Here is a 17,545-nt window from a genome sequence, read left to right as displayed (position 1 = left end):
ACACAAGCGAATGCAGCCCCGACAGGCCCCGCCGATCGGTAACGAACGCAGGCACCATAAACGAAAAACGGCGGACCCGAAGGCCCGCCGTTTCAAGCATCCGGCCCGAAGACCGGATGGTCCTGAAATCAGGAGTCGTCCGAAGCGGCCAGAGCGACCAGACCGGCGACAGCGGCCAGCGGCAGCAGGAAGCCGAGCGGGCCAGCAAGGGTGCCGCGGGGCTCGGCTTCGGGCTCGACCACGACGACCGGGGGCTCGACGATCTCGACGGCCAGGCCACCGGCGAAAGCCGAAGAGGCGGTCATGGTGCCGGCGAGGGCGGCGGCGACGAGGGTCTTGGTGAGGCGCATGTCTCTACTCCAGTTGATAACAAAGCGTTAGGTCGGCTATAGCCAAGATAGGTGTATCACACAAGCTGGATGACCAGTGTGGCGCGGCCCGAATGCGAAACTAAAGGTCGCTGCTGCGCAAATATGCAACACTTTGGCTGATGAACTGACGTGACGAAATGATCTCCCCCGCAGCGTCAAGCCAATAATAGTTCGTGAAGATCAGGCCCGTGCCTTGGCATTCCTCGTCGAAGCGCCGGGCGGTGACCTGGCGATTGCCGAGATTAACGGCTTCGGTCCCTTGCAAGCTCACGGTGCAGTTGAATTCGGCCCGCTCGATTCGATCCAGCCCGTCGAGCGTCTCGTGCACCCGCACAGCCTGCCCGCCGCCGGCGCGCAGCGCGGCGCGGCTCTGGCGGGCATCGGCGGCCATCAGGTCGGGGCCGAGGCCGCGGGTCGAGACCAGCATCCCGTCGCGCAGCGTGTAGGTGAAGCCAGCCGGCCCCGAAAAGCTCTTCGAGACCCCGTTGTCGATCACCTGCCGCGCCGTGCCCGACAGGCCGAGCGCCGCGATCTCGACCCGGCGCGAGGTCGCGGCATTCGCAGGGGCGGCGACCGCGCCCCCTGCCGGGGCCGCCTGCGTGCCGACCAGCGGCGCGATCGCACCTTGCAGCGCCGCAGTAACCCCCGCGCCGCCACCGCAACCCGCCAGCAGCGCCAGAGCCGTGAGGGCGCCCGTCATCCTGATCCGCATCGTCATTTCCAGAACCGTCCCCAGCCATCGTCGAGATCGTTCAGATGGCCGTCACGGACCACCTCATAGAGCCGCCCGTCCACGCGCAGCTTGGCGCCGCCATCGCGCTGCAGAGAGGCAAGCGCACTCGACGCCTCGCGGCGCGTCGGCTGGCCGACCACGTAATCGAGCGGAATCGTCACCCGGATGCCCTTGTCGAAGGAGCCTTCGCCGTAATCCTCGAAAGGCACGTCGGTCAGGGTGAAATAGCCCCCGACGCTCCAGCCGTTCTCGAATTCGCGGTCGAGGGTAAAGGTGGCACCCCAATCACCGGCGAGATAGCGGCCGACATCGATCTGGCCGTAGAAGCGGTTGTCGAAGTCGTAATAGGCCGAGGCATGGCCCGTCACGACGTCGTAATCCTGAAAGCCGAATCCGAGGTCGAAATCGCGCTGCCGCGCGTAGTTGACCTCCGCGCCGAGGCCGAGACGGCTGTCGGCGGGCTTCCAAAGCACCTCGGTCGAGACGCCGCCATACATCTCCTCGAGATAGCCCAGAGTGGTGCGGGCATAGACGTCCGGCGCGAGGCGTCCGTATTGCGCCAGCGTCAGGTCGCGGAAGCCGGTGGTGCCTTCCTTGGCGTAGAGCGCGGCGTTCCGGCGCACCGGATAGGGCTCACCGCCTTCGGCCACGATCAGTTCGGGATCCTCGCGGTTGGTATAGAGCTGCTGGCGCAGCGTGCCCGAGGCGACGAGGCTATCGGTGATCTCGTAGCTGGCAGTGACCTGTGCGCCGAGCTCGACCTGGAACGGCGCGTCGCCGTCGAAGACAGTGATGCGGGCATAGGGCGCGAGCCCCCAGGAGAACCGGTCATCGACGCGCGGCAGCGGCTTCAGGCCCACCGACGGGCCCGCATCGTCGAGCACGAGGCGCTGGGACAGCGCCTCGGTGCCGCCGGCAGTGTCGGCGAAGGCCTCGATATCCGACCGGCTCAGCGTCACGGCGGAGAGCGGCACGCCCCGTTGCATCGGCTCGAGCGTGAAGCTCTCGATCGAATCTGGCAGGCCGATGCTCAGCATCCGCGCGATCCGCCCCATCGCCTGCGCCTCGGCGCGGTAGCGGGTGTTGGTATAGCGCAGCCGCACGGCGCGATCCGACAGCTGGATCGAGGACAGCTCGACCCCCTCGGCGGCCAGCGCCTGCTGCAGCGCCGTGCCGATCGTCGCTTCGGGCAGCGCCGCGCGATTCCAGCTCTGGGCCGCGCGGGCGTCGCCCTGGCGGATTTTCACCGGTGCCGGAGCGGGATCGAGACCGGGGCCATAGGGCCGCTCGGTCGGATCGATCAGGAAGGTGCCGGTCAGCGCCAGCTCCGAGCCGTAGAGCCAGGACGCACCGAGTTGCACCCCCGGCAACGGCCGGTAGACCGCACCGAAATTGAGCGGCGAATCGCGATCGATCAGTCCCAACTCGGTCTCGCGATCATATGCGTCCGAGGAGTACTCGGCCTTGAGCGTGAGCTTTTCGGTCGGGGCATATTCGAGACCCGCGAACAGCGCCGCGTCGCCCCTGAACAGCTGATCGAAGGCCAGCGTGCCGCCTTCCTCGAAATCGAGATCCGGACGCTCGTCGAAATCCGAGGCAAGCACGCCCAGCGGGTTGTCGAAGCCGTTATGGGAGCCGAAGCGGCCCCAGCCGAGACCCGCCGAGACCCGCAGCGTATCGCCGAAGGTCTTGGTCGCGACGAGGTACTCCGCACCATAGGCACCGGTCCCGAGGAAATCCTGTAGGCCAATGGCGAAAGCGGGCATCACCGCCGTTTCGTCGTTGAAGCGGTAGCGCAGGTCGAAGCTGCGGTCGAAATAGGTGTCTACCTGCCCCCGCTGCCCCGGCAGGCTGTAATCCTCGATCCGGCTGTAGCGGAAACTGCCCGAGAGGCGCGGCAACAGCTGGAAGGTGAAAGTGGTGCGGGTCTGGCCGTCGAAATTGCCGATCGTCGCGGCGATCTGGCCATCCTTGGCGCTCAGCGCCGAGGGCATTTCGATCAGCCCCGGCGTACCATAAAGCGTGTAGCTCAGGCCCCTGTCGGACACCGTCTGGGCGTTCACCGCCCCGGCCGCCAGAAGGGCCGCAAGGCTGGCCGCCCCGCCCCGGCGCATCGCTCGGATCGTCATGTCGTGCTGCACTCCCTGCTCGCTCGCCGCACCCTAGCCGCGCCTCGGTGCAATTGAAAGCCGGGCCGACCGGGCGCGCAGCCGCGCCTCAGCCCTCGGCGCGGGGTCCCGCCCCGGCCCAGGCCGCCGCCGCGCGCCCGGCATGGCGTCCGGTGGCCAGACAGGCGGTGAGCAGGTATCCGCCCGTCGGCGCTTCCCAGTCGAGCATCTCGCCCGCGGCGAAAACGCCAGGCCGGTCGCGCAGCATGAGGCCCGCATCGAGCGCGTCGAAACGCAGCCCGCCCGCGGTCGAGATCGCCTCGTCGAGCGGGTGCGGCCCAATGATCGGCACCGGAAGCGCCTTGATCAGCGCCGCCAATGTCTGGGGGTCGTTCGGCAGCGGCCGCGCGAATTCCTGCAGCAGTGCCAGCCGTACCGGGTCGAGCTTCAGCGCCTTGCGCAGGTGGTTGCCGAGGCTCGCCTTGCCGCGCGGACGTGCCAGTTTTCGCGCTACCGCGTCGGTGTCGAGATCCGGCAGCAGGTCGAGCGCCAGCGCCGCACCGTCGCGCAGATCGGCCGAGACCGCATAGAGGCCGCCGCCCTCGAGCCCGCGCGCCGAGATCACGCATTCGCCCCGCACCCGGCGCGCCCCGGCGATCAGCGCCACCGGCTTGACCGGTGCGCCGAAATGCGGGTGCATATGCGCCGACCAATCAATGCCGAAGCCCATGTTCGCCGGGCGGAACGGCGCGACATGGTTCGGCAACAAGGTGGCCCAGGCCCCGTCGGAGCCCAGCCGCGACCAGCTTGCCCCGCCCAGCGCCAGCACCGTGACATCGGCTTGAGCGACCTGCCGCCCCTCCGGGGTCTCGAACGCGGCCCCGCCTTCCTCCCAGCCGACGAAGCGCCAGCGGGTGCGCAGCTCCACCCCGGCCCCGGCCAGCCGAGCTAGCCAGGCCCGCAGCAGCGGCGAGGCCTTCATCACGGTGGGAAAGACGCGGCCCGTCGAACCGGTGAAGACCTCCTGCCCGAGCCCGCGCGCCCAAGCTTGCACCGCATCGGGACCAAAGCCGGCTAGCGCCGCCCTCAACGGCCCGGGCATCGCGCCATAGGCCGCGTCGAACGCCTCGCGCGGCTCCTCCTTCGTCATGTTGAGCCCGGACTTGCCGGCCATCAGCAGCTTGCGTCCCATGGTCGGCATCTGCTCGGCGAGCAGCACCCGGAGACCCGCGCTCGCCAGCTCCTCGGCCGCCATCAGCCCCGCCGGTCCGCCGCCGATCACCAATGCCCGCACGCCATGCCTCCCCGCGGCCCCGGGGACCGCCTTCGCACCTGCGGCCCGAGGCCGCGCTTGAGGACGCCATCGCCGCGCCCCATCTTTTCCCCCATGCCAAGCCGCCGCGAGAAACGCCAGACCGAGGCCCTGTCCGTCGCCACACCGCACGCCGATCCGCTCTGCGCGCTGTGCCAGCGGCCGATCCCGCCCGGCGTGCCACAAAGCGCGCATCACCTCGTGCCGAAACTCAAGGGCGGCACGCATGGGCCGCAGGTGCTGCTGCACCACATCTGCCACAAGGAGATCCATGCGACGCTGAGCGAGGCAGAGCTGGCGCGCGACTACAACACGCCGGAGCGGTTGCGCGCGCATCCCCGGCTGGAGAAGTTCATCGCATGGGTGTCGAAGCGGCCGCCGAGCTTTTCCTCGAAGGTGTCGGGCAAGCGCCGCGGCCGCTGAGCCCTCTCAGCGCAGCCCGATGCGTCGGCGGATTTCCTCGTCGCGCAGCGACACCTCCTGACCGACCTGATCCTGCGCCTTGTCGGAGCACATCCAGACCAGCGCTTTGGCCGGCCATTCCGGCGGGATGTGCACCGACCAGTCGAGCCGGCTCACCGCGTTGATGCCCGATGCCTTGATCTCGCGCTGCATCTGCGTGGCGACGGTGCCCGGGCTCAGCCCCATGGCGCGAATGCCGCGGCCGCGATACTCGAGATCGAGCGAGCGGGTCAGCATCGCCGCCCCGGCCTTGGACGCGCAATAGGCGGACCAGCCCTCGACCGCGTTGTGCGCGGCGCCCGACGAAACGGTGATGATCGTGCCGCCGCCCTGCTCGAGCATCACCGGCAGCGCCGCGCGCATGCCGTTGAAGACGCCCTTGAGGTTGATGTCGATCACCTTGCCCCAGGCCTCGGGGTCGAGCCCGCCCATGGCGCCGATCGGCTCGATCGCGCCCGCGTTGTTGACCATCACGTCGAGCCGGCCGAATTCCTTGACGCAGGCCTCGACCGCCGCCTCGACCTCCCAGTAGCGGCTGACGTCGCAAGGAATGGCGAGACCGGCCTCGCCCAGCTCCTTGGCGATGTCCGAGAGCGCCTCGGCGCTGCGCGCGAGCAGCGCGACGCGGGCCCCGGCCCCGGCGAAGGCGCGCGCGGCGGCGGCTCCGATGCCGCGGCTGGCCCCGGTGATCAGTACCGTCTTCCCCTGCATCGCACCCTCCCCGCGCTTTGACCTTTCGTCCAGCGTAACGGGGGCCTAGTCTCCGGTCCAGACGCCCCGGTCACCGGCGCGACGGGCCCGGCCCGTGGAACTGCGATTGCGAGGAGGGCCCGACATGGCCGCATTGTCCAAAACCGCGCCGATCGGCGCGCTGATCCTGTTGGCCGGCGCCGCACAGGCCGAGGTCACCGCCGAGCAGGTCTGGCAGGACTGGCAGGAGGGCGCGGCCCGGCTGGGCGATACCCGGATCGAGACCGGCGCCGAGACCCGCTCCGCCGACGGCCTGACCGTTACCGACCTCGTGCTGACCATGCAGGGCGAGGATGGCGAGCTGGTGGCGCGGGTGGCCGAGATTACCTTCACCGAGGCCGGCGACGGCACCGTCGCGGTGTCGCTGCCCGACAGCTACCCGGTCGTCATCACCGGCACCGACGAGGACGGCGTCGAGACCGAGATCGACCTCGGGGTGCGGCAGGACGGGCTCGAGGTGACGGTCAGCGGCGATCCCGGCGCGATGCGCTACGACTATGCCGCACGACGCTACGCGCTGGTGCTCGAGGCGTTGCGCGAGGACGGGGTGCAGATGCCGGCCGAGGCAACGCTCGCGCTCAACGTCCTGCGCGGCAGCTACCTGTCCGAGACCGGCCCGGAGGGGCTGCGCCGCACCGATTACGACATCGCCGCCGAGACGCTCGAACTGTCGATCGAGGGCGAGGACCGCGAGGAAGGTGGCACCGTCTCGATCGATGGCAGCGTCGCCGAGATCGCCCTGTCCGGTGCGCTGGCGCTTCCCGAAGGCATGGAGGACGCCGAAGCGCTGCCCGAGGGCTTCGCGCTCGGCTTCGACTACGCCACCGGCCCGGCGCTGGTGGAATTCGAGGGCGAAGGGCCCGAGGGGCGCGCCGCCGGCACCGCGCGCACCGTCTCGAGCGCCGTCGAACTGGCGCTCGACCCGGCCCGCGTCGCCTATGCCTCATCGACCAAGGGGCTCGACCTGCGGCTCACCGGGCCGCTGCCCTTCCCTGTCGAGATCGGGGTCGGCGAATACGGCTTCGGCCTCGACGCGCCGCTGGCGGCGGGCGAGGCGGCGCAGGATTTCTCGGCCCGGGTCACGCTCGACAGCCTGACGCTCGGCGACCCGGTCTGGACGCTGTTCGATCCCGCCGCGGTGCTGCCGCGCGAGCCCGCAACGCTGATCGCCGAACTGTCGGGCACCGCCCGTCTGCCGCAGGATCTCACCGATCCCGACACCGCCGAGGCGGTGGGCGAGGAGGCTGCGATGGCCGAGGCCGCGCCCGAAATCGAGAGCCTGATGCTGGACCGGCTGGTGCTGCGTCTCGCCGGTGCCGAACTTCTGGGCGACGGCGCCTTCACATTCGACAACGAGGATTTCGAAACCTTCGAGGGCTTTCCCCGTCCCGAGGGCAGGATCGAGCTGAAGATCGCCGGTCTGAACGCGCTGATCGAGAACCTCTCGACGCTGGGCGTGATCCCGGCCGAGCAGCTGATGGGCGCGCGGATGATGCTGGGGCTGTTCACCACCCCGATCGGCAATGACGAGCTGCGCTCGGAGATTGAGTTCAACGCCGAGGGCCACGTCATCGCCAACGGCCAGCGGATCAAGTGAGGCGCACCGCCCGCGGCCTCGCTTTCCAGCGCGGCGCGGGCGCGCTAGATGGTCGGGCGACAGCCCGAAAGGATGCGCCATGACCGTCTCGCTCGCCGACCTGACCGACAGGATGCTCGCCGCCGCCCGCCGCGCCGGGGCGGAGGCCGCCGACGCGGTCGCGGTGGACGGCACCTCGGTGTCGATCGACGTGCGCGAAGGCTGGCTGGAGCAGGCCGAGCGCGCCGAGGGGGTCGATATCGGCCTGCGGGTGCTGATCGGGCGTCGGCAGGCGGTGGTCTCCTCGTCGGATGCGCGCGACGCCACGATCGAGACCATGGCCGAACGCGCCGTCGCCATGGCGCGCGAGGCGCCCGAGGACCCGCATGCCGGGCTCGCCGATCCGTCGCAGCTGGCCCGCGACACCGATTCGTCGCGACTCGAGATGTACGACCCCGCGCCCGAGCCGGACCCGGCCGCGCTCGAGGAGGATGCGCGCCGCGCCGAGGCGGCGGCGCGCGGCGTCGAGGGGGTGACGCAGGTGCAGGGCGCCAGCGCCGGCTATGGTCATCGCCGGATCCATCTCGCCGCCACCAACGGCTTTTCAGGCGGCTACGAGCGCTCGGACCGCGCGATCTCCTGTGTCGCGGTGTCGGGCAGCGGCACCGGCATGGAGCGCGACTATGATGGCGACAGCCGCATCTTCCAGTCCGAGCTGCGCAGCGCCGAGGAGATCGGCCGCACCGCCGGGGAACGCGCCGCCGCCCGGCAGAACCCGCGCCGCCCGCGCACAGGGAAATACCCGGTTCTGTTCGACGAGCGCATCTCCTCCTCGCTGATCGGCCATCTGCTGGCCGCCGCCAATGGCGGGGCGATCGCCCGCGGATCAAGCTGGCTTCTGGGCCGCGACGGGTCGCAGGTCCTGCCCAAGGGGCTCTCGGTGATCGAGGAGCCACACCGCCCGCGGGCCTCCGGCTCGCGGTTGTTCGACGGCGAGGGGCTGCCCACCGCCGAGCGTGCGTTGATCGATGACGGGGTGCTCACCGGCTGGGTGCTCGACCTCGCCACCGCGCGCAAGCTGGGGCTGGAAAGCACCGGCAACGCCGCGCGCGGCACCTCGGCGCCGCCCTCCCCCGCCGTCACCAATGTCCGGCTGACCGAGGGCAGCGCCACGCGCGCCGATCTGATCGCGCAGATGGGCACCGGTCTTCTGGTCACCTCGATGATCGGCTCGACCATCAATCCCAACACCGGCGACTACTCGCGCGGCGCTTCTGGCTTCTGGGTCGAGAAGGGCGAGATCGTCCACCCGGTCAATGAATGCACCATCGCGGGCAACCTGCGCGAGATGCTGATGACCCTGTTGCCCGCCAACGACGCGCGCCAGCATCTGAGCCGCGTCGTGCCCTCCCTGCTCGTAGATGGAATGACCCTTGCCGGCGACTGATCCAAGCGACGATCTGGCGCTGCTGGTCGCGGCGGCGCGCGAGGCGGCGGTCATCGCCTGCGGCTTTCGCGCGCCGCAGGTCTGGGACAAGCCCGATGAGGGCGGCCCGGTCTGCGAGGCCGATCTGGCGGTGGACGCGATGCTGCGCGAACGACTCGGTGCGGCGCGCCCCGATTATGGCTGGCTGTCCGAGGAGACGGCGGACGCGCCTGAACGGCTTCAGGCCGAGCGGATCTTCATCGTCGATCCGATCGACGGCACCCGCGCCTATCTCGAAGGCAGCCGCGACTGGGCGCATTCGCTGGCGGTGGCCGAGAACGGCCGGATCACCGGCGCCTGCGTGCTGCTGCCGCAGCGCGATCTTCTCTATACCGCCACGCTGGGCGGCGGCGCCTTTCTCAACGGCGCGCCGATCCGCGCCAGCGCCGAGACCGACCCCGCCCGCGCCACGCTCTTGGGCCCGCGCCTTGCCATGAGCCCCGAGCATTGGCTGGGCGGCGAGGTGCCGCCCCTGCGACGCGCGTTCCGCTCGGCGCTGGCCTGGCGGCTGTGCCTGCTGGCCGAGGCGCGCTTCGACGCGATGCTGACGATCCGCCCGACCTGGGAATGGGACATCGCCGCGGGCAGTCTGATCCTGAGCGAGGCCGGCGGCACCGCCACCGACCAGCGCGGCGCCGAGCTGGGCTTCAACAAGCCGCATCCGCAGAGCGACGGCGTGCTGGCGGGCGGGGCGCTGCACGACGTGCTGCTGCCGCTGCTCGCCGCTTCGCCCGTCTCGCCTCCAACTTGACCCCGGCTTGACCCGGGCCCTTCGACGCGTAATTTGCCGCGAAAGCCCCAACCCCGAGGATTCCCATGACCCAGCGCCTGCATCTCGTCTTCGGCGGCGAGCTGATCGATCCTTCGAAGAACGTGTTCCGCAACACCGACGACATCCACATCGTCGGCATGTTCCCCGATTACGCCTCGGCCTATTCGGCTTGGAAGAGCGAGGCGCAGCGCACCGTCGACAACGCCCACATGCGCTACTTCATCGCGCATATCCACCGGCTGCGTGACGAAGAGGCCGCCGCCTCGCCGACCGAGGAACTCGGCAACTGAGACAGCCGCCCGCCGATCCCGCGAAGCGCCCCGAGGGACCGCTGGTCTGGGTCCATTGCCCCGACCCGGCACGCAGCGCCGCGGTCGCGGCGCTGGCCCGGCGCTTCGACGAGGATCGCGACCCGCTGACGCTGCTGCTGACGGCACCGGCGCGGCTGCGCGACGCGCCGCGCAAGCTGCTGCAATGGCCGCCGTTGCCGGATAGCCGCTCTGCCACGCAGGATTTCCTGATGCGCTGGCGGCCCGATCTTCTGGTCTGGATGCGTGGCCCGGTGCAGCCCTCCGTGCTGTTCGAAACCGCCAAGGCGGGGCTGCCCGCTCTAATGGTCGATGCAGAGGCCGAAATGATCGCGGTGGCGGGCGGCGGCTGGCGGCTTGGCACGAAGCGTGCGGCCTACCAGCAGTTCGAGCGGCTGCTCGCCGCCGACGGCACCGCCGCGGCACGGCTGCGCCGCATCGGCGTCGAGCCGACACGGATCGAGATCATCGGCCGCCTCGACGCCACGCGGCCGCTGCCCGATTGCTACGAGCGCGACCGGGCCGATCTCGCCGCCGCGATCGGCTCGCGGCCGGTCTGGCTCGTCGCGGGTGGGGTCGAGGCCGAGATCGACGCCATCGCTGCGGCCCAACGTCAGGCCAGCAAGCGCGCGCACCGGCTGCTGATGATCGTTGCCCCCGCAAGCGAGGCCGCCGCTCTGCCGATCGCCCGCGCCCTGCGCGCGCGGGGCTTCATCGTGGCCGAGCGGGCGGAAGGCGACGAACCGGACGAGGCGACCGAGATCTACGTCGCCGACGGGCCGGGCGAGATCGGGCTGTGGTACCGACTCGCACCGATGACCTTTCTGGGCGGAACGCTCTCCGACCTGCCCTGCCGCGACCCGATGGAGCCCGCGGCGCTTGGCTCGGCGGTGCTGCACGGCCCGCGACAGGCGCTGCATGCCCCAGGATTCGGCCGGCTGGCCGCCGCCGGGGCCTGCCGCATCGTGCGCGGCCCCGCCGATCTCGGACAGGCGGTCGAGGCGCTGCTCGCGCCCGACCGCGCGGCGATGCTGGCCCGCGCCGCCTGGGACGTGGCGACCGAGGGCGCAGAGGCGACCAACCGGACCATGGAACTGGTGCGCCAGACCTTGGAGCGGCGCTGATGAGGGCGCCGGCCTTCTGGGATGGCGACCCGGCGCGACCCGGACCGCGCGCCCGCGCGCTGGCGCCGCTCGCAGCGCTCTATGCCACGGCCACCGCGCGGCGGGTCGCGCGGCCCGGCTGGCGCGCGCCGGTGCCGGTGATCTGCGTCGGCAATCTCAACGCCGGCGGTACCGGCAAGACGCCGACCGCCATCGCGCTGATGCAGCGCCTCGTCGAACGCGGCATCGAGGCCCATGTGGTGAGCCGGGGCCATGGCGGACGGCTGGAAGGACCGGTCCGGGTCGATGAGCGCCGCCATGCGGCGGATGAGGTCGGAGACGAGCCGCTGCTTCTCGCGGCCTTCGGCCCGGTCTGGGTCGCGCGAGACCGCGCCGCGGGGGCACAGGCGGCGGTGGCCGCGGGCGCGCGGGCGCTGATCCTCGACGACGGCTTCCAGAACCCGGCGCTCGACAAGGATCTCTCGATCGTGGTGGTGGATGCCGCGCGCGGCTTCGGCAATGGCCGGGTGATCCCGGCCGGGCCGCTGCGCGAGCCGGTCCCCGCCGGGCTAGCGCGCGCCGACATGGTGCTCTCGATCGGCGGCGCGGCGCAGCAGGCCCGCTTCTCCGAGCGCTGGGGCGCGCAGCTGGCCGGTCTGCCGCATCTGACGGGCCGTCTTGCGCCGCTGATGACCGGCATGGTGTGGGAGCGGATGCCGGTGCTCGCCTTTGCCGGCATCGGTCACCCGGAAAAGTTCTTCGCGACGCTCAAGGGACTTGGTGCCGATCTGCGCCGGGCCGAGGCCTTGGGCGATCACCAGCCGCTGACACCGGCGCTGATGGCGCGGCTCGAACAGGAGGCGCGCGCCCTGCCGGCGCAGCTGGTGACGACGGAAAAGGACGCGGTGCGCCTGCCCGCCTCCTTCAGATCCAAGGTACTGACCCTGCCGGTGCGGCTCGAATGGGGCGATACCGCCCCGCTCGACGCCGCGCTGGACCGGCTGGGGCTTACTCCTCGATAAGCCCGTCGATGATCTCGGCCATGTCGGCCCAGGCCATGTTCGAGTGCTTCTCGCCATTGATCAGGAACGTGGGCGTCGACGTGATATCGTCCGCCTTGGCGTTTTCTTCGAACCAGCTCACCAGCTCCTGCGCCTTGCCGCCATCGGTCAGGCAGGCCTCGAGCTGCGCCTCATCGAGCCCGGCCTTGAGGCCGATCTCGCGCAGCTTCGCGGCGATCGCCGCCGGGTCGCCGCCGGCTGCCCAGTCGCGCTGCTGCTCGTAGAGCATGTCGGAGATGCCGAAGAACTTCTGCTCGCCGCCGCAACGCGCGATCATCGAGGCCCAGAGGCCGGGCCGGTCGAAATACACCTCGCGATAGACGAAGCGCACCTTACCCTCGTCAATGTAGTCCTTGAGCTGCGGATAGCTGGTCTCGTGCCAATTCGCGCAATGCGGGCAGGTGTAGGAGGCGTATTCCATCACCGTGACCGGCGCGTCCTCGGCGCCCTGCACCATCTCGACGATGCCGTCCTCGGCCGGGGCGGCATCCTCGTCGGAGGCAGTTGCCGTCCCGGTTTCGGCCTCGGCGCCGGCTTCCGCTTCGATTTCGGTTTCGGCGCTTTCAGCTTCGGCCTCCATCTCCGTTGCGGCTTCGGTCTCAGCCTCGGCCGCTGCGTCGGCTTCCTCGGTCCCGGCCTCGGCCTCTGCGCTGGTCTCCTCAGCCGTAGTCTCGGCGGTTGTCTCGGTCTCGGTCTCGGTGGCCTCCTGCGCCGAGAGCGGGGCGGCGAGGGCCATCCAGCCCAGCGCGGCGGTCAGGGCGATGGTGGAGCTTGCGAGTTTCATGCGGTGTCCTGTCTTAATTCCGACGTTTGGACAGGACATTGGCAGCCAAGGCCTCGAGCGCAAGTCGCAATTCCGTGTCCCCGACACCCTCGGCGGTCTTCGCCGCCTGCGCCTGCACCTCGGGGTCCGGCGCGCGCGGCGCCGCTTTGGGGGCGGGCGCGAAGGCCGCTTGGCCATCGGCGAATCCCGTCGGCGCGGTCTGGGTGATCCGCACCTTGGAGATGGCGCGGTAGCCGTAGCAGGCATTGACCCGCTCGCGGATCGTCTCGGCCTGCATCGACAACATCGGCGCCTGCGCGCCGGTGGTCAGAAGCGTCAGCGTCGCGCCCAGACCGTCGCGGCCATAGCCGATCTTCACCGGCTGCGCGATCCGCGCCGTATCTTCGCCGACGATCTCGGCCCAATGGGTCAGAAGCCGCGTGACGGCAAAGCCGCGTGCCTCGGAGGCGCCGCGGATGCGCGACTGCAACAGGCCCGAGGCCTGCGCAAATCCGCGTGTGGTGGAGGTGCGTCGCTGTTTCATGACAGCGCCCATCCTACTAGATCGGGCGGGGGCCGGACCAGAGGGGATGCGCGTGACCGAGACCGAAATGACCAAGGCGCTGCGCGACTGGTACGACCGCTACGCCCGGACCATGCCGTGGCGCACCGGGCCGGCCGAAAAGCTGGCGGGCACGCGTCCCGACCCCTACAGCGTCTGGCTGTCCGAGGTGATGCTGCAGCAGACCACCGTGGCCGCGGTGAAGAAGTACCACGACCGCTTCGTCGCGCTGTGGCCGAGCGTGGCCGATCTCGCGGCGGCCGAGGATTCGGAGGTGATGGCCGAATGGGCGGGGCTCGGCTATTACGCCCGGGCCCGCAACCTCCTGAAATGCGCCCGCGCCGTGGTGGCCGATCACGGTGGCCGGTTCCCGGACACGCATGACGCGCTGATCGCGCTTCCGGGCATCGGCCCCTATACCGCCGCCGCCATCGCCGCGATCGCCTTCGACCGGGCCGAGACGGTGGTGGACGGCAATGTGGAGCGGGTCATGTCACGGCTCTTCGACGTCGCCACGCCCTTGCCCGCAGCCAAGCCCGAACTCACCGCCCATGCCGCCCGGCTGACACCGCGCGACCGCCCCGGCGATCACGCGCAGGCGGTGATGGATCTCGGCGCGACGATCTGCACGCCACGCAACCCGGCCTGCGGCATCTGCCCGCTGCGTGATCCTTGCCTCGCGAGGCAGCGCGGCACGCAGGGCGAGCGCCCGGTGAAGGCCCCGAAGAAGGCCAAACCGCAACGCCGCGGCTATGCCTATGTCGGACGGCGCGCCGACGGTGCTTGGCTCATGGAAACCCGGCCCGACAAGGGGCTTCTGGGCGGCATGCTGGGCTTTCCCGGATCGGACTGGACGCAGGCGCCCGAACCCGCGCCGCCAGCCCCCGCCGATTGGCGCGAGGCGGGCGAGGCCGTGCATGTCTTCACCCATTTCGCGCTGACCCTGACCGTGATGGTGGCGGAACTGCCGCCCACCAATCCCGAGCGCGGGCATTTCGTCGCGGCCGAGGCGTTCCGCCCCGCCGCCCTGCCGACGCTGATGCGCAAGGTGCACGACGTGGCGACGCCGCATCTCGCCGTTGAGCGGCCCGGAGCGGCGGGCTAGGCTCTCGCGCATGACCACGCTGCCGGCGCCGCGCGCCCCGTTCCTGTCCGCCCTGCCCTACTGGGTGTCGCTGCTGACGCTGCCACTCGCGGCCGTCGCGGCGCATATGGGAGGCTGGTGGGTGCTGCTGCTGCCCGCCTTTGCCTGGCTGCTGTTCGACATCCTCGACCTCGTCGGCGGCCTCGACCGCTCGAACCCCGACCCCGAAACGCCCGAGAGCGCGCTCATCTGGCACCGGCTGCTCACCATGATCTGGGTCCCCGCGCAGGCGGTCATGACCTTCGGCCTCGTCTTCTATTCCAGCCGCGCAGGCCATCTTGGGACGTGGGAAAAGATCGGGCTCTTCGTGGGACAGGGCGTGATCTCGGGCGCGGTCGGGATCGTCTATGCGCATGAATTGCTGCACCAGCGCGACCGGCTGGAGCGCTGGCTGGGCGACATCCTGCTCGCCATGGTGCTCTGGTCACCGTTCCGCTCGCATCATCTGCGGGTGCATCACCTGCATGTCGGCACCCCCGCCGACGTGGTGACGGCGCGCTACAACGAGGGCTTCCACCGGCACTTCTTCCGGGTGCTGTGGCGGATGCCAAGGGATGCTTGGCGCGCCGAGGCGCGGCTCTTGGCGCGCAAGGGGCTGAGCATGCGCAGCGCCAAGAACCCGTTCTGGCGCTACGCGGCGCTGCAGGCGGGGATGCTGGGGCTGGCGCTAGCCTTGGGTGGCATCGAGGGGCTCGTGCTGTTCGCGTTGCAGGCCTTCGTCGCGATCTGGCAGCTGGAGCTGGTGAACTACATCGAGCATTACGGGCTAACGCGAAAGCATCTCGGAGAGGGGCGCTACGACCACGTGCAGCCGCGCCATTCATGGAACGCCGAGCACCGTGCCTCGAACCGACTTCTGATCAACCTGCAACGCCATTCGGATCACCATTACAAGCCCGACCGCCGCTATCCGCTGCTGCAGACCTATCCCGAGGACGAGGCGCCGCAGCTGCCGCAGGGCTACCCGATCATGGGGGTGGCGGCGCTGATCCCGCCCGTCTGGCGGCGCATGATGAATCCGCGCGTGCGCGCCTGGCGCAGGCGGTTCTACCCGGAGATCACCGATTGGGGGCCGTACAAGCGAAGCGAGCTGCCGCTGCCGCGCGGCGCCTAGTCCCCTGCCATCTCCGCGCGCACCTGCTGGCGCAGCAGATCGATCGGCACCGTCGCGCCGTCGCGCTTGAAGTGCCAATAGGTCCAGCCGTTGCAGGAAGGTGCGCCCTCCAGCTGGGCACCGACCTGGTGGATCGAGCCCTTGGCCTCGGAGCAGACCAGCGTGCCGTCGGCGCGCACCCGGGCGCGGTGACGACCGTTGAGGCTGTGCAGCACCTCGCCCGGGCGCAGCATGCCGCGCTCCACCAGAACGCCGAAAGCGACGCGCGGCTCGGCGCGCTTCGAGGTCGAGACCTGAAGCGCATCCGAATCGTAGGGGCGGACCTGCGCGATCCGGGCCTCGGCGACACGACGATAATCGGCCTCGCGCTCGATGCCGATGAAATCGCGGCCCATCGCCTTGGCCACGGCGCCGGTGGTGCCGGTGCCGAAGAACGGATCGAGGATCACGTCGCCGGGGTTGGTGGTGCCGAGAATCACCCGGTGCAGCAGCGATTCGGGCTTTTGCGTCGGATGCGCCTTCTGGCCGTTCTCGTCCTTGAGCCGCTCGCCACCCGTGCAGATCGGGAGCACCCAATCCGAGCGCATCTGCACGCCTTCGTTCAGCGCCTTCAGCGCCTCGTAATTGAAGGTGTATTTCGCGCCCTCGGATTTCGACGCCCAGATCAGCGTCTCATGCGCGTTGGTCAGCCGCTTGCCGCGGAAGTTCGGCATCGGGTTCGACTTGCGCCAGACCACGTCGTTGAGAATCCAGAACCCCTGGTTCTGCAGCTCGGCGCCGAGGCGGAACACGTTGTGATAGCTGCCGATTACCCAGATCGCGCCCTCGGGCTTGAGAACGCGGCGCGCCTGTTTCAGCCAGGCGCGGGTGAAGGCGTCATAGGTCTTGAAGCTGGCGAAGCTGTCCCAGGCATCATCCACCGCATCGACGCGGGAATTGTCCGGGCGCATCAACTCGCCCCGGAGCTGCAGATTGTAGGGCGGGTCCGCGAAGACCAGATCGACGCTCGCATCCGGCAGCTTCTTCATCTGCGCGACGCAGTCGCCGGCCAAAACGCTGTTCAGGGGGAGCGTGGCCGCCCCCCGGCTTGTCGTCTTCGTGGTCATGGAAACGCCTCTGATCCGCGGCGGTGGCCCGCTTCGTGCTTGTGGATAAATATGAGTCAGAGGTGAGTCGGTGTCAAAATCTTTTTCGAATCAGTCGGTTGCGATTGCGGGTTGATACAAGATGTTGTGGATGGGTTTGAAGCCACGTCTATGATGAGGCGTCACCCCCAGATCCAGTAGCGCCGCCATGTGTTGGGCCGTTCCATAGCCGGAGTTCCGCTCCCAGCCATAGCCCGGATGGCGCAGCGCCAACTCCGCCATGATCCGGTCGCGCGCCACCTTGGCGACGATCGAGGCCGCGGCGATCGACAGCGACCGCGCATCGCCGCCCACCATGGTTTCGTTCGGGTACTCCAAGCCGCGCGGCACCATGTTGCCGTCGATAAGCACGTGGCAGGGCGGTGCCGAAAGGCCGGCCACGGCGCGGACCATCGCCAGATGCGACGCGCGCAAGATGTTGTGGCTCTCGATTTCCTCGACGCTCGCATGGGCGATCGAAACCTCGGCCACCGCCGCGATCTCGGTGGCCAAAGCGAGCCGACGACGCGCAGTGAGCCGCTTCGAATCGTCGAGCCCTTCGGGAATGCGCTCGGGATCGAGAATCACCGCAGCGGCGGTGACCGGGCCGGCGAGCGGGCCGCGCCCCACCTCGTCGACGCCGCAGATGCGGACGAGCCCGCGGGTGCGGGCGGTGGTCTCTGCTGTGAAATCGGGTGGCATGCGGGGGTTCTGGCGCGACGGCGACCGGCGATCAAGGGCCGCATCGGGAAAACAGGGGCGGGGCACAAGGACACCGCCGCCCCCCACTCGTCAC

Annotated in this window: 18 protein-coding genes; 9 read left to right on the top strand and 9 right to left on the bottom strand. The window is 69.8% G+C overall.

Annotation, left to right across the window (positions count from 1 at the left end):
• Positions 1 to 128 precede the first annotated feature (128 nt).
• From LOS8367_RS04960 to LOS8367_RS04945, 4 genes are all read right to left on the bottom strand, one after another.
• Positions 129 to 350, bottom strand: a complete 222-nt coding sequence (locus LOS8367_RS04960; protein WP_085895362.1) for a hypothetical protein — start codon at positions 348 to 350, stop codon at positions 129 to 131.
• Between the two features lie 100 nt (positions 351 to 450).
• Entirely contained in the window at positions 451 to 1,071 is a 621-nt protein-coding gene (locus LOS8367_RS04955) for a YjbF family lipoprotein (protein WP_165761382.1), read from the bottom strand.
• A 14-nt stretch (positions 1,072 to 1,085) separates the two neighbouring features.
• Complete coding sequence (locus LOS8367_RS04950) at positions 1,086 to 3,233, bottom strand: YjbH domain-containing protein (protein WP_242665503.1); 2,148 nt, start codon at positions 3,231 to 3,233, stop codon at positions 1,086 to 1,088.
• 88 nt (positions 3,234 to 3,321) lie between these two features.
• Positions 3,322 to 4,467 carry a TIGR03862 family flavoprotein gene (locus LOS8367_RS04945; protein WP_106534985.1) on the bottom strand — a complete coding sequence of 382 codons (1,146 nt, stop codon included), beginning with the start codon at positions 4,465 to 4,467 and terminating at the stop codon, positions 3,322 to 3,324.
• A gap of 132 nt (positions 4,468 to 4,599) precedes the next feature.
• Between LOS8367_RS04945 and LOS8367_RS04940 the strand changes: the two genes are divergently transcribed.
• Positions 4,600 to 4,947: an HNH endonuclease family protein gene (locus tag LOS8367_RS04940; protein WP_085895359.1), complete on the top strand. Its 348-nt coding sequence runs from the start codon at positions 4,600 to 4,602 to the stop codon at positions 4,945 to 4,947.
• A 6-nt stretch (positions 4,948 to 4,953) separates the two neighbouring features.
• Here the strand turns inward: LOS8367_RS04940 and LOS8367_RS04935 are convergent, their stop codons facing one another.
• The gene (locus tag LOS8367_RS04935; RefSeq protein WP_085895358.1) at positions 4,954 to 5,697 is read right to left on the bottom strand and encodes an SDR family oxidoreductase; all 744 of its coding nucleotides are present in this window, start codon (positions 5,695 to 5,697) and stop codon (positions 4,954 to 4,956) included.
• Positions 5,698 to 5,821: 124 nt separating this feature from the next.
• Here LOS8367_RS04935 and LOS8367_RS04930 point away from each other — a divergent pair, with 124 nt between their 5' ends.
• From LOS8367_RS04930 to lpxK, 6 genes are all read left to right on the top strand, one after another.
• The gene (locus tag LOS8367_RS04930; protein WP_085895357.1) at positions 5,822 to 7,333 is read left to right on the top strand and encodes a DUF2125 domain-containing protein; all 1,512 of its coding nucleotides are present in this window, start codon (positions 5,822 to 5,824) and stop codon (positions 7,331 to 7,333) included.
• Between the two features lie 79 nt (positions 7,334 to 7,412).
• The gene (locus LOS8367_RS04925) at positions 7,413 to 8,759 is read left to right on the top strand and encodes a TldD/PmbA family protein (RefSeq protein WP_085895356.1); all 1,347 of its coding nucleotides are present in this window, start codon (positions 7,413 to 7,415) and stop codon (positions 8,757 to 8,759) included.
• Positions 8,746 to 9,549 (top strand): 3'(2'),5'-bisphosphate nucleotidase CysQ, encoded by an 804-nt coding sequence (locus LOS8367_RS04920; protein WP_085895355.1) that lies wholly within the window; start codon positions 8,746 to 8,748, stop codon positions 9,547 to 9,549. Before LOS8367_RS04925 ends, LOS8367_RS04920 begins: the two co-directional genes overlap by 14 nt.
• A 65-nt stretch (positions 9,550 to 9,614) precedes the next feature.
• Positions 9,615 to 9,860, top strand: coding sequence for a DUF4170 domain-containing protein (locus tag LOS8367_RS04915; RefSeq protein WP_085895354.1), 246 nt, complete (start codon positions 9,615 to 9,617; stop codon positions 9,858 to 9,860).
• Entirely contained in the window at positions 9,857 to 11,002 is a 1,146-nt protein-coding gene (locus tag LOS8367_RS19170; RefSeq protein ID WP_207569225.1) for a 3-deoxy-D-manno-octulosonic acid transferase, read from the top strand. The genes LOS8367_RS04915 and LOS8367_RS19170 overlap by 4 nt, the downstream gene beginning before the upstream one ends.
• The gene (gene lpxK / locus LOS8367_RS04905) at positions 11,002 to 12,003 is read left to right on the top strand and encodes a tetraacyldisaccharide 4'-kinase (RefSeq protein WP_085895352.1); all 1,002 of its coding nucleotides are present in this window, start codon (positions 11,002 to 11,004) and stop codon (positions 12,001 to 12,003) included. Before LOS8367_RS19170 ends, lpxK begins: the two co-directional genes overlap by 1 nt.
• Here the strand turns inward: lpxK and LOS8367_RS04900 are convergent.
• Together LOS8367_RS04900 and LOS8367_RS04895 are read right to left on the bottom strand one after the other, a co-directional pair.
• A complete protein-coding gene (locus LOS8367_RS04900; protein ID WP_242665502.1) occupies positions 11,990 to 12,826 on the bottom strand; it encodes a DsbA family protein in 837 nt (278 codons plus the stop codon). The genes lpxK and LOS8367_RS04900 overlap by 14 nt on opposite strands.
• 13 nt (positions 12,827 to 12,839) lie before the next feature.
• Positions 12,840 to 13,349: a DUF721 domain-containing protein gene (locus LOS8367_RS04895; protein WP_085895351.1), complete on the bottom strand. Its 510-nt coding sequence runs from the start codon at positions 13,347 to 13,349 to the stop codon at positions 12,840 to 12,842.
• Positions 13,350 to 13,395: 46 nt separating this feature from the next.
• On the opposite strand from LOS8367_RS04895, the gene mutY reads away from it, so the two are divergent.
• Both mutY and LOS8367_RS04885 read left to right on the top strand, forming a co-directional pair.
• Positions 13,396 to 14,472 carry an A/G-specific adenine glycosylase gene (gene mutY / locus LOS8367_RS04890; RefSeq protein ID WP_085895350.1) on the top strand — a complete coding sequence of 359 codons (1,077 nt, stop codon included), beginning with the start codon at positions 13,396 to 13,398 and terminating at the stop codon, positions 14,470 to 14,472.
• A gap of 10 nt (positions 14,473 to 14,482) precedes the next feature.
• Positions 14,483 to 15,625, top strand: coding sequence for an alkane 1-monooxygenase (locus LOS8367_RS04885; protein WP_085895349.1), 1,143 nt, complete (start codon positions 14,483 to 14,485; stop codon positions 15,623 to 15,625).
• On the opposite strand, the gene LOS8367_RS04880 is transcribed toward LOS8367_RS04885, so the two are convergent.
• Both LOS8367_RS04880 and rnhB read right to left on the bottom strand, forming a co-directional pair.
• Positions 15,622 to 16,731 (bottom strand): site-specific DNA-methyltransferase, encoded by a 1,110-nt coding sequence (locus LOS8367_RS04880; protein ID WP_085895348.1) that lies wholly within the window; start codon positions 16,729 to 16,731, stop codon positions 15,622 to 15,624. The genes LOS8367_RS04885 and LOS8367_RS04880 overlap by 4 nt on opposite strands.
• A 90-nt stretch (positions 16,732 to 16,821) precedes the next feature.
• Positions 16,822 to 17,451: a ribonuclease HII gene (gene rnhB, locus LOS8367_RS04875; protein ID WP_085895347.1), complete on the bottom strand. Its 630-nt coding sequence runs from the start codon at positions 17,449 to 17,451 to the stop codon at positions 16,822 to 16,824.
• Positions 17,452 to 17,545 lie beyond the last annotated feature (94 nt).

The sequence above is a fragment of the Limimaricola soesokkakensis genome, from assembly GCF_900172345.1.
GTDB lineage: Bacteria > Pseudomonadota > Alphaproteobacteria > Rhodobacterales > Rhodobacteraceae > Limimaricola > Limimaricola soesokkakensis.
This window is presented reverse-complemented; position numbering and strand designations above follow the sequence as displayed.

Coding starts and splice junctions, on each gene's coding strand:
- LOS8367_RS04930 (WP_085895357.1), top strand. CDS start 5,822: ATGGCCGCATTGTCCAAAACCGCGCCGATCGGCGCGCTGATCCTGTTG.
- LOS8367_RS04960 (WP_085895362.1), bottom strand. CDS start 350: ATGCGCCTCACCAAGACCCTCGTCGCCGCCGCCCTCGCCGGCACCATG.
- lpxK (WP_085895352.1), top strand. CDS start 11,002: ATGAGGGCGCCGGCCTTCTGGGATGGCGACCCGGCGCGACCCGGACCG.
- rnhB (WP_085895347.1), bottom strand. CDS start 17,451: ATGCCACCCGATTTCACAGCAGAGACCACCGCCCGCACCCGCGGGCTC.
- LOS8367_RS04885 (WP_085895349.1), top strand. CDS start 14,483: ATGACCACGCTGCCGGCGCCGCGCGCCCCGTTCCTGTCCGCCCTGCCC.
- mutY (WP_085895350.1), top strand. CDS start 13,396: ATGCGCGTGACCGAGACCGAAATGACCAAGGCGCTGCGCGACTGGTAC.
- LOS8367_RS04880 (WP_085895348.1), bottom strand. CDS start 16,731: ATGACCACGAAGACGACAAGCCGGGGGGCGGCCACGCTCCCCCTGAAC.
- LOS8367_RS04935 (WP_085895358.1), bottom strand. CDS start 5,697: ATGCAGGGGAAGACGGTACTGATCACCGGGGCCAGCCGCGGCATCGGA.
- LOS8367_RS04955 (WP_165761382.1), bottom strand. CDS start 1,071: ATGACGGGCGCCCTCACGGCTCTGGCGCTGCTGGCGGGTTGCGGTGGC.
- LOS8367_RS04900 (WP_242665502.1), bottom strand. CDS start 12,826: ATGAAACTCGCAAGCTCCACCATCGCCCTGACCGCCGCGCTGGGCTGG.
- LOS8367_RS04925 (WP_085895356.1), top strand. CDS start 7,413: ATGACCGTCTCGCTCGCCGACCTGACCGACAGGATGCTCGCCGCCGCC.
- LOS8367_RS04895 (WP_085895351.1), bottom strand. CDS start 13,349: ATGAAACAGCGACGCACCTCCACCACACGCGGATTTGCGCAGGCCTCG.
- LOS8367_RS04945 (WP_106534985.1), bottom strand. CDS start 4,467: ATGGCGGCCGAGGAGCTGGCGAGCGCGGGTCTCCGGGTGCTGCTCGCC.
- LOS8367_RS04950 (WP_242665503.1), bottom strand. CDS start 3,233: ATGACGATCCGAGCGATGCGCCGGGGCGGGGCGGCCAGCCTTGCGGCC.
- LOS8367_RS04915 (WP_085895354.1), top strand. CDS start 9,615: ATGACCCAGCGCCTGCATCTCGTCTTCGGCGGCGAGCTGATCGATCCT.
- LOS8367_RS04940 (WP_085895359.1), top strand. CDS start 4,600: ATGCCAAGCCGCCGCGAGAAACGCCAGACCGAGGCCCTGTCCGTCGCC.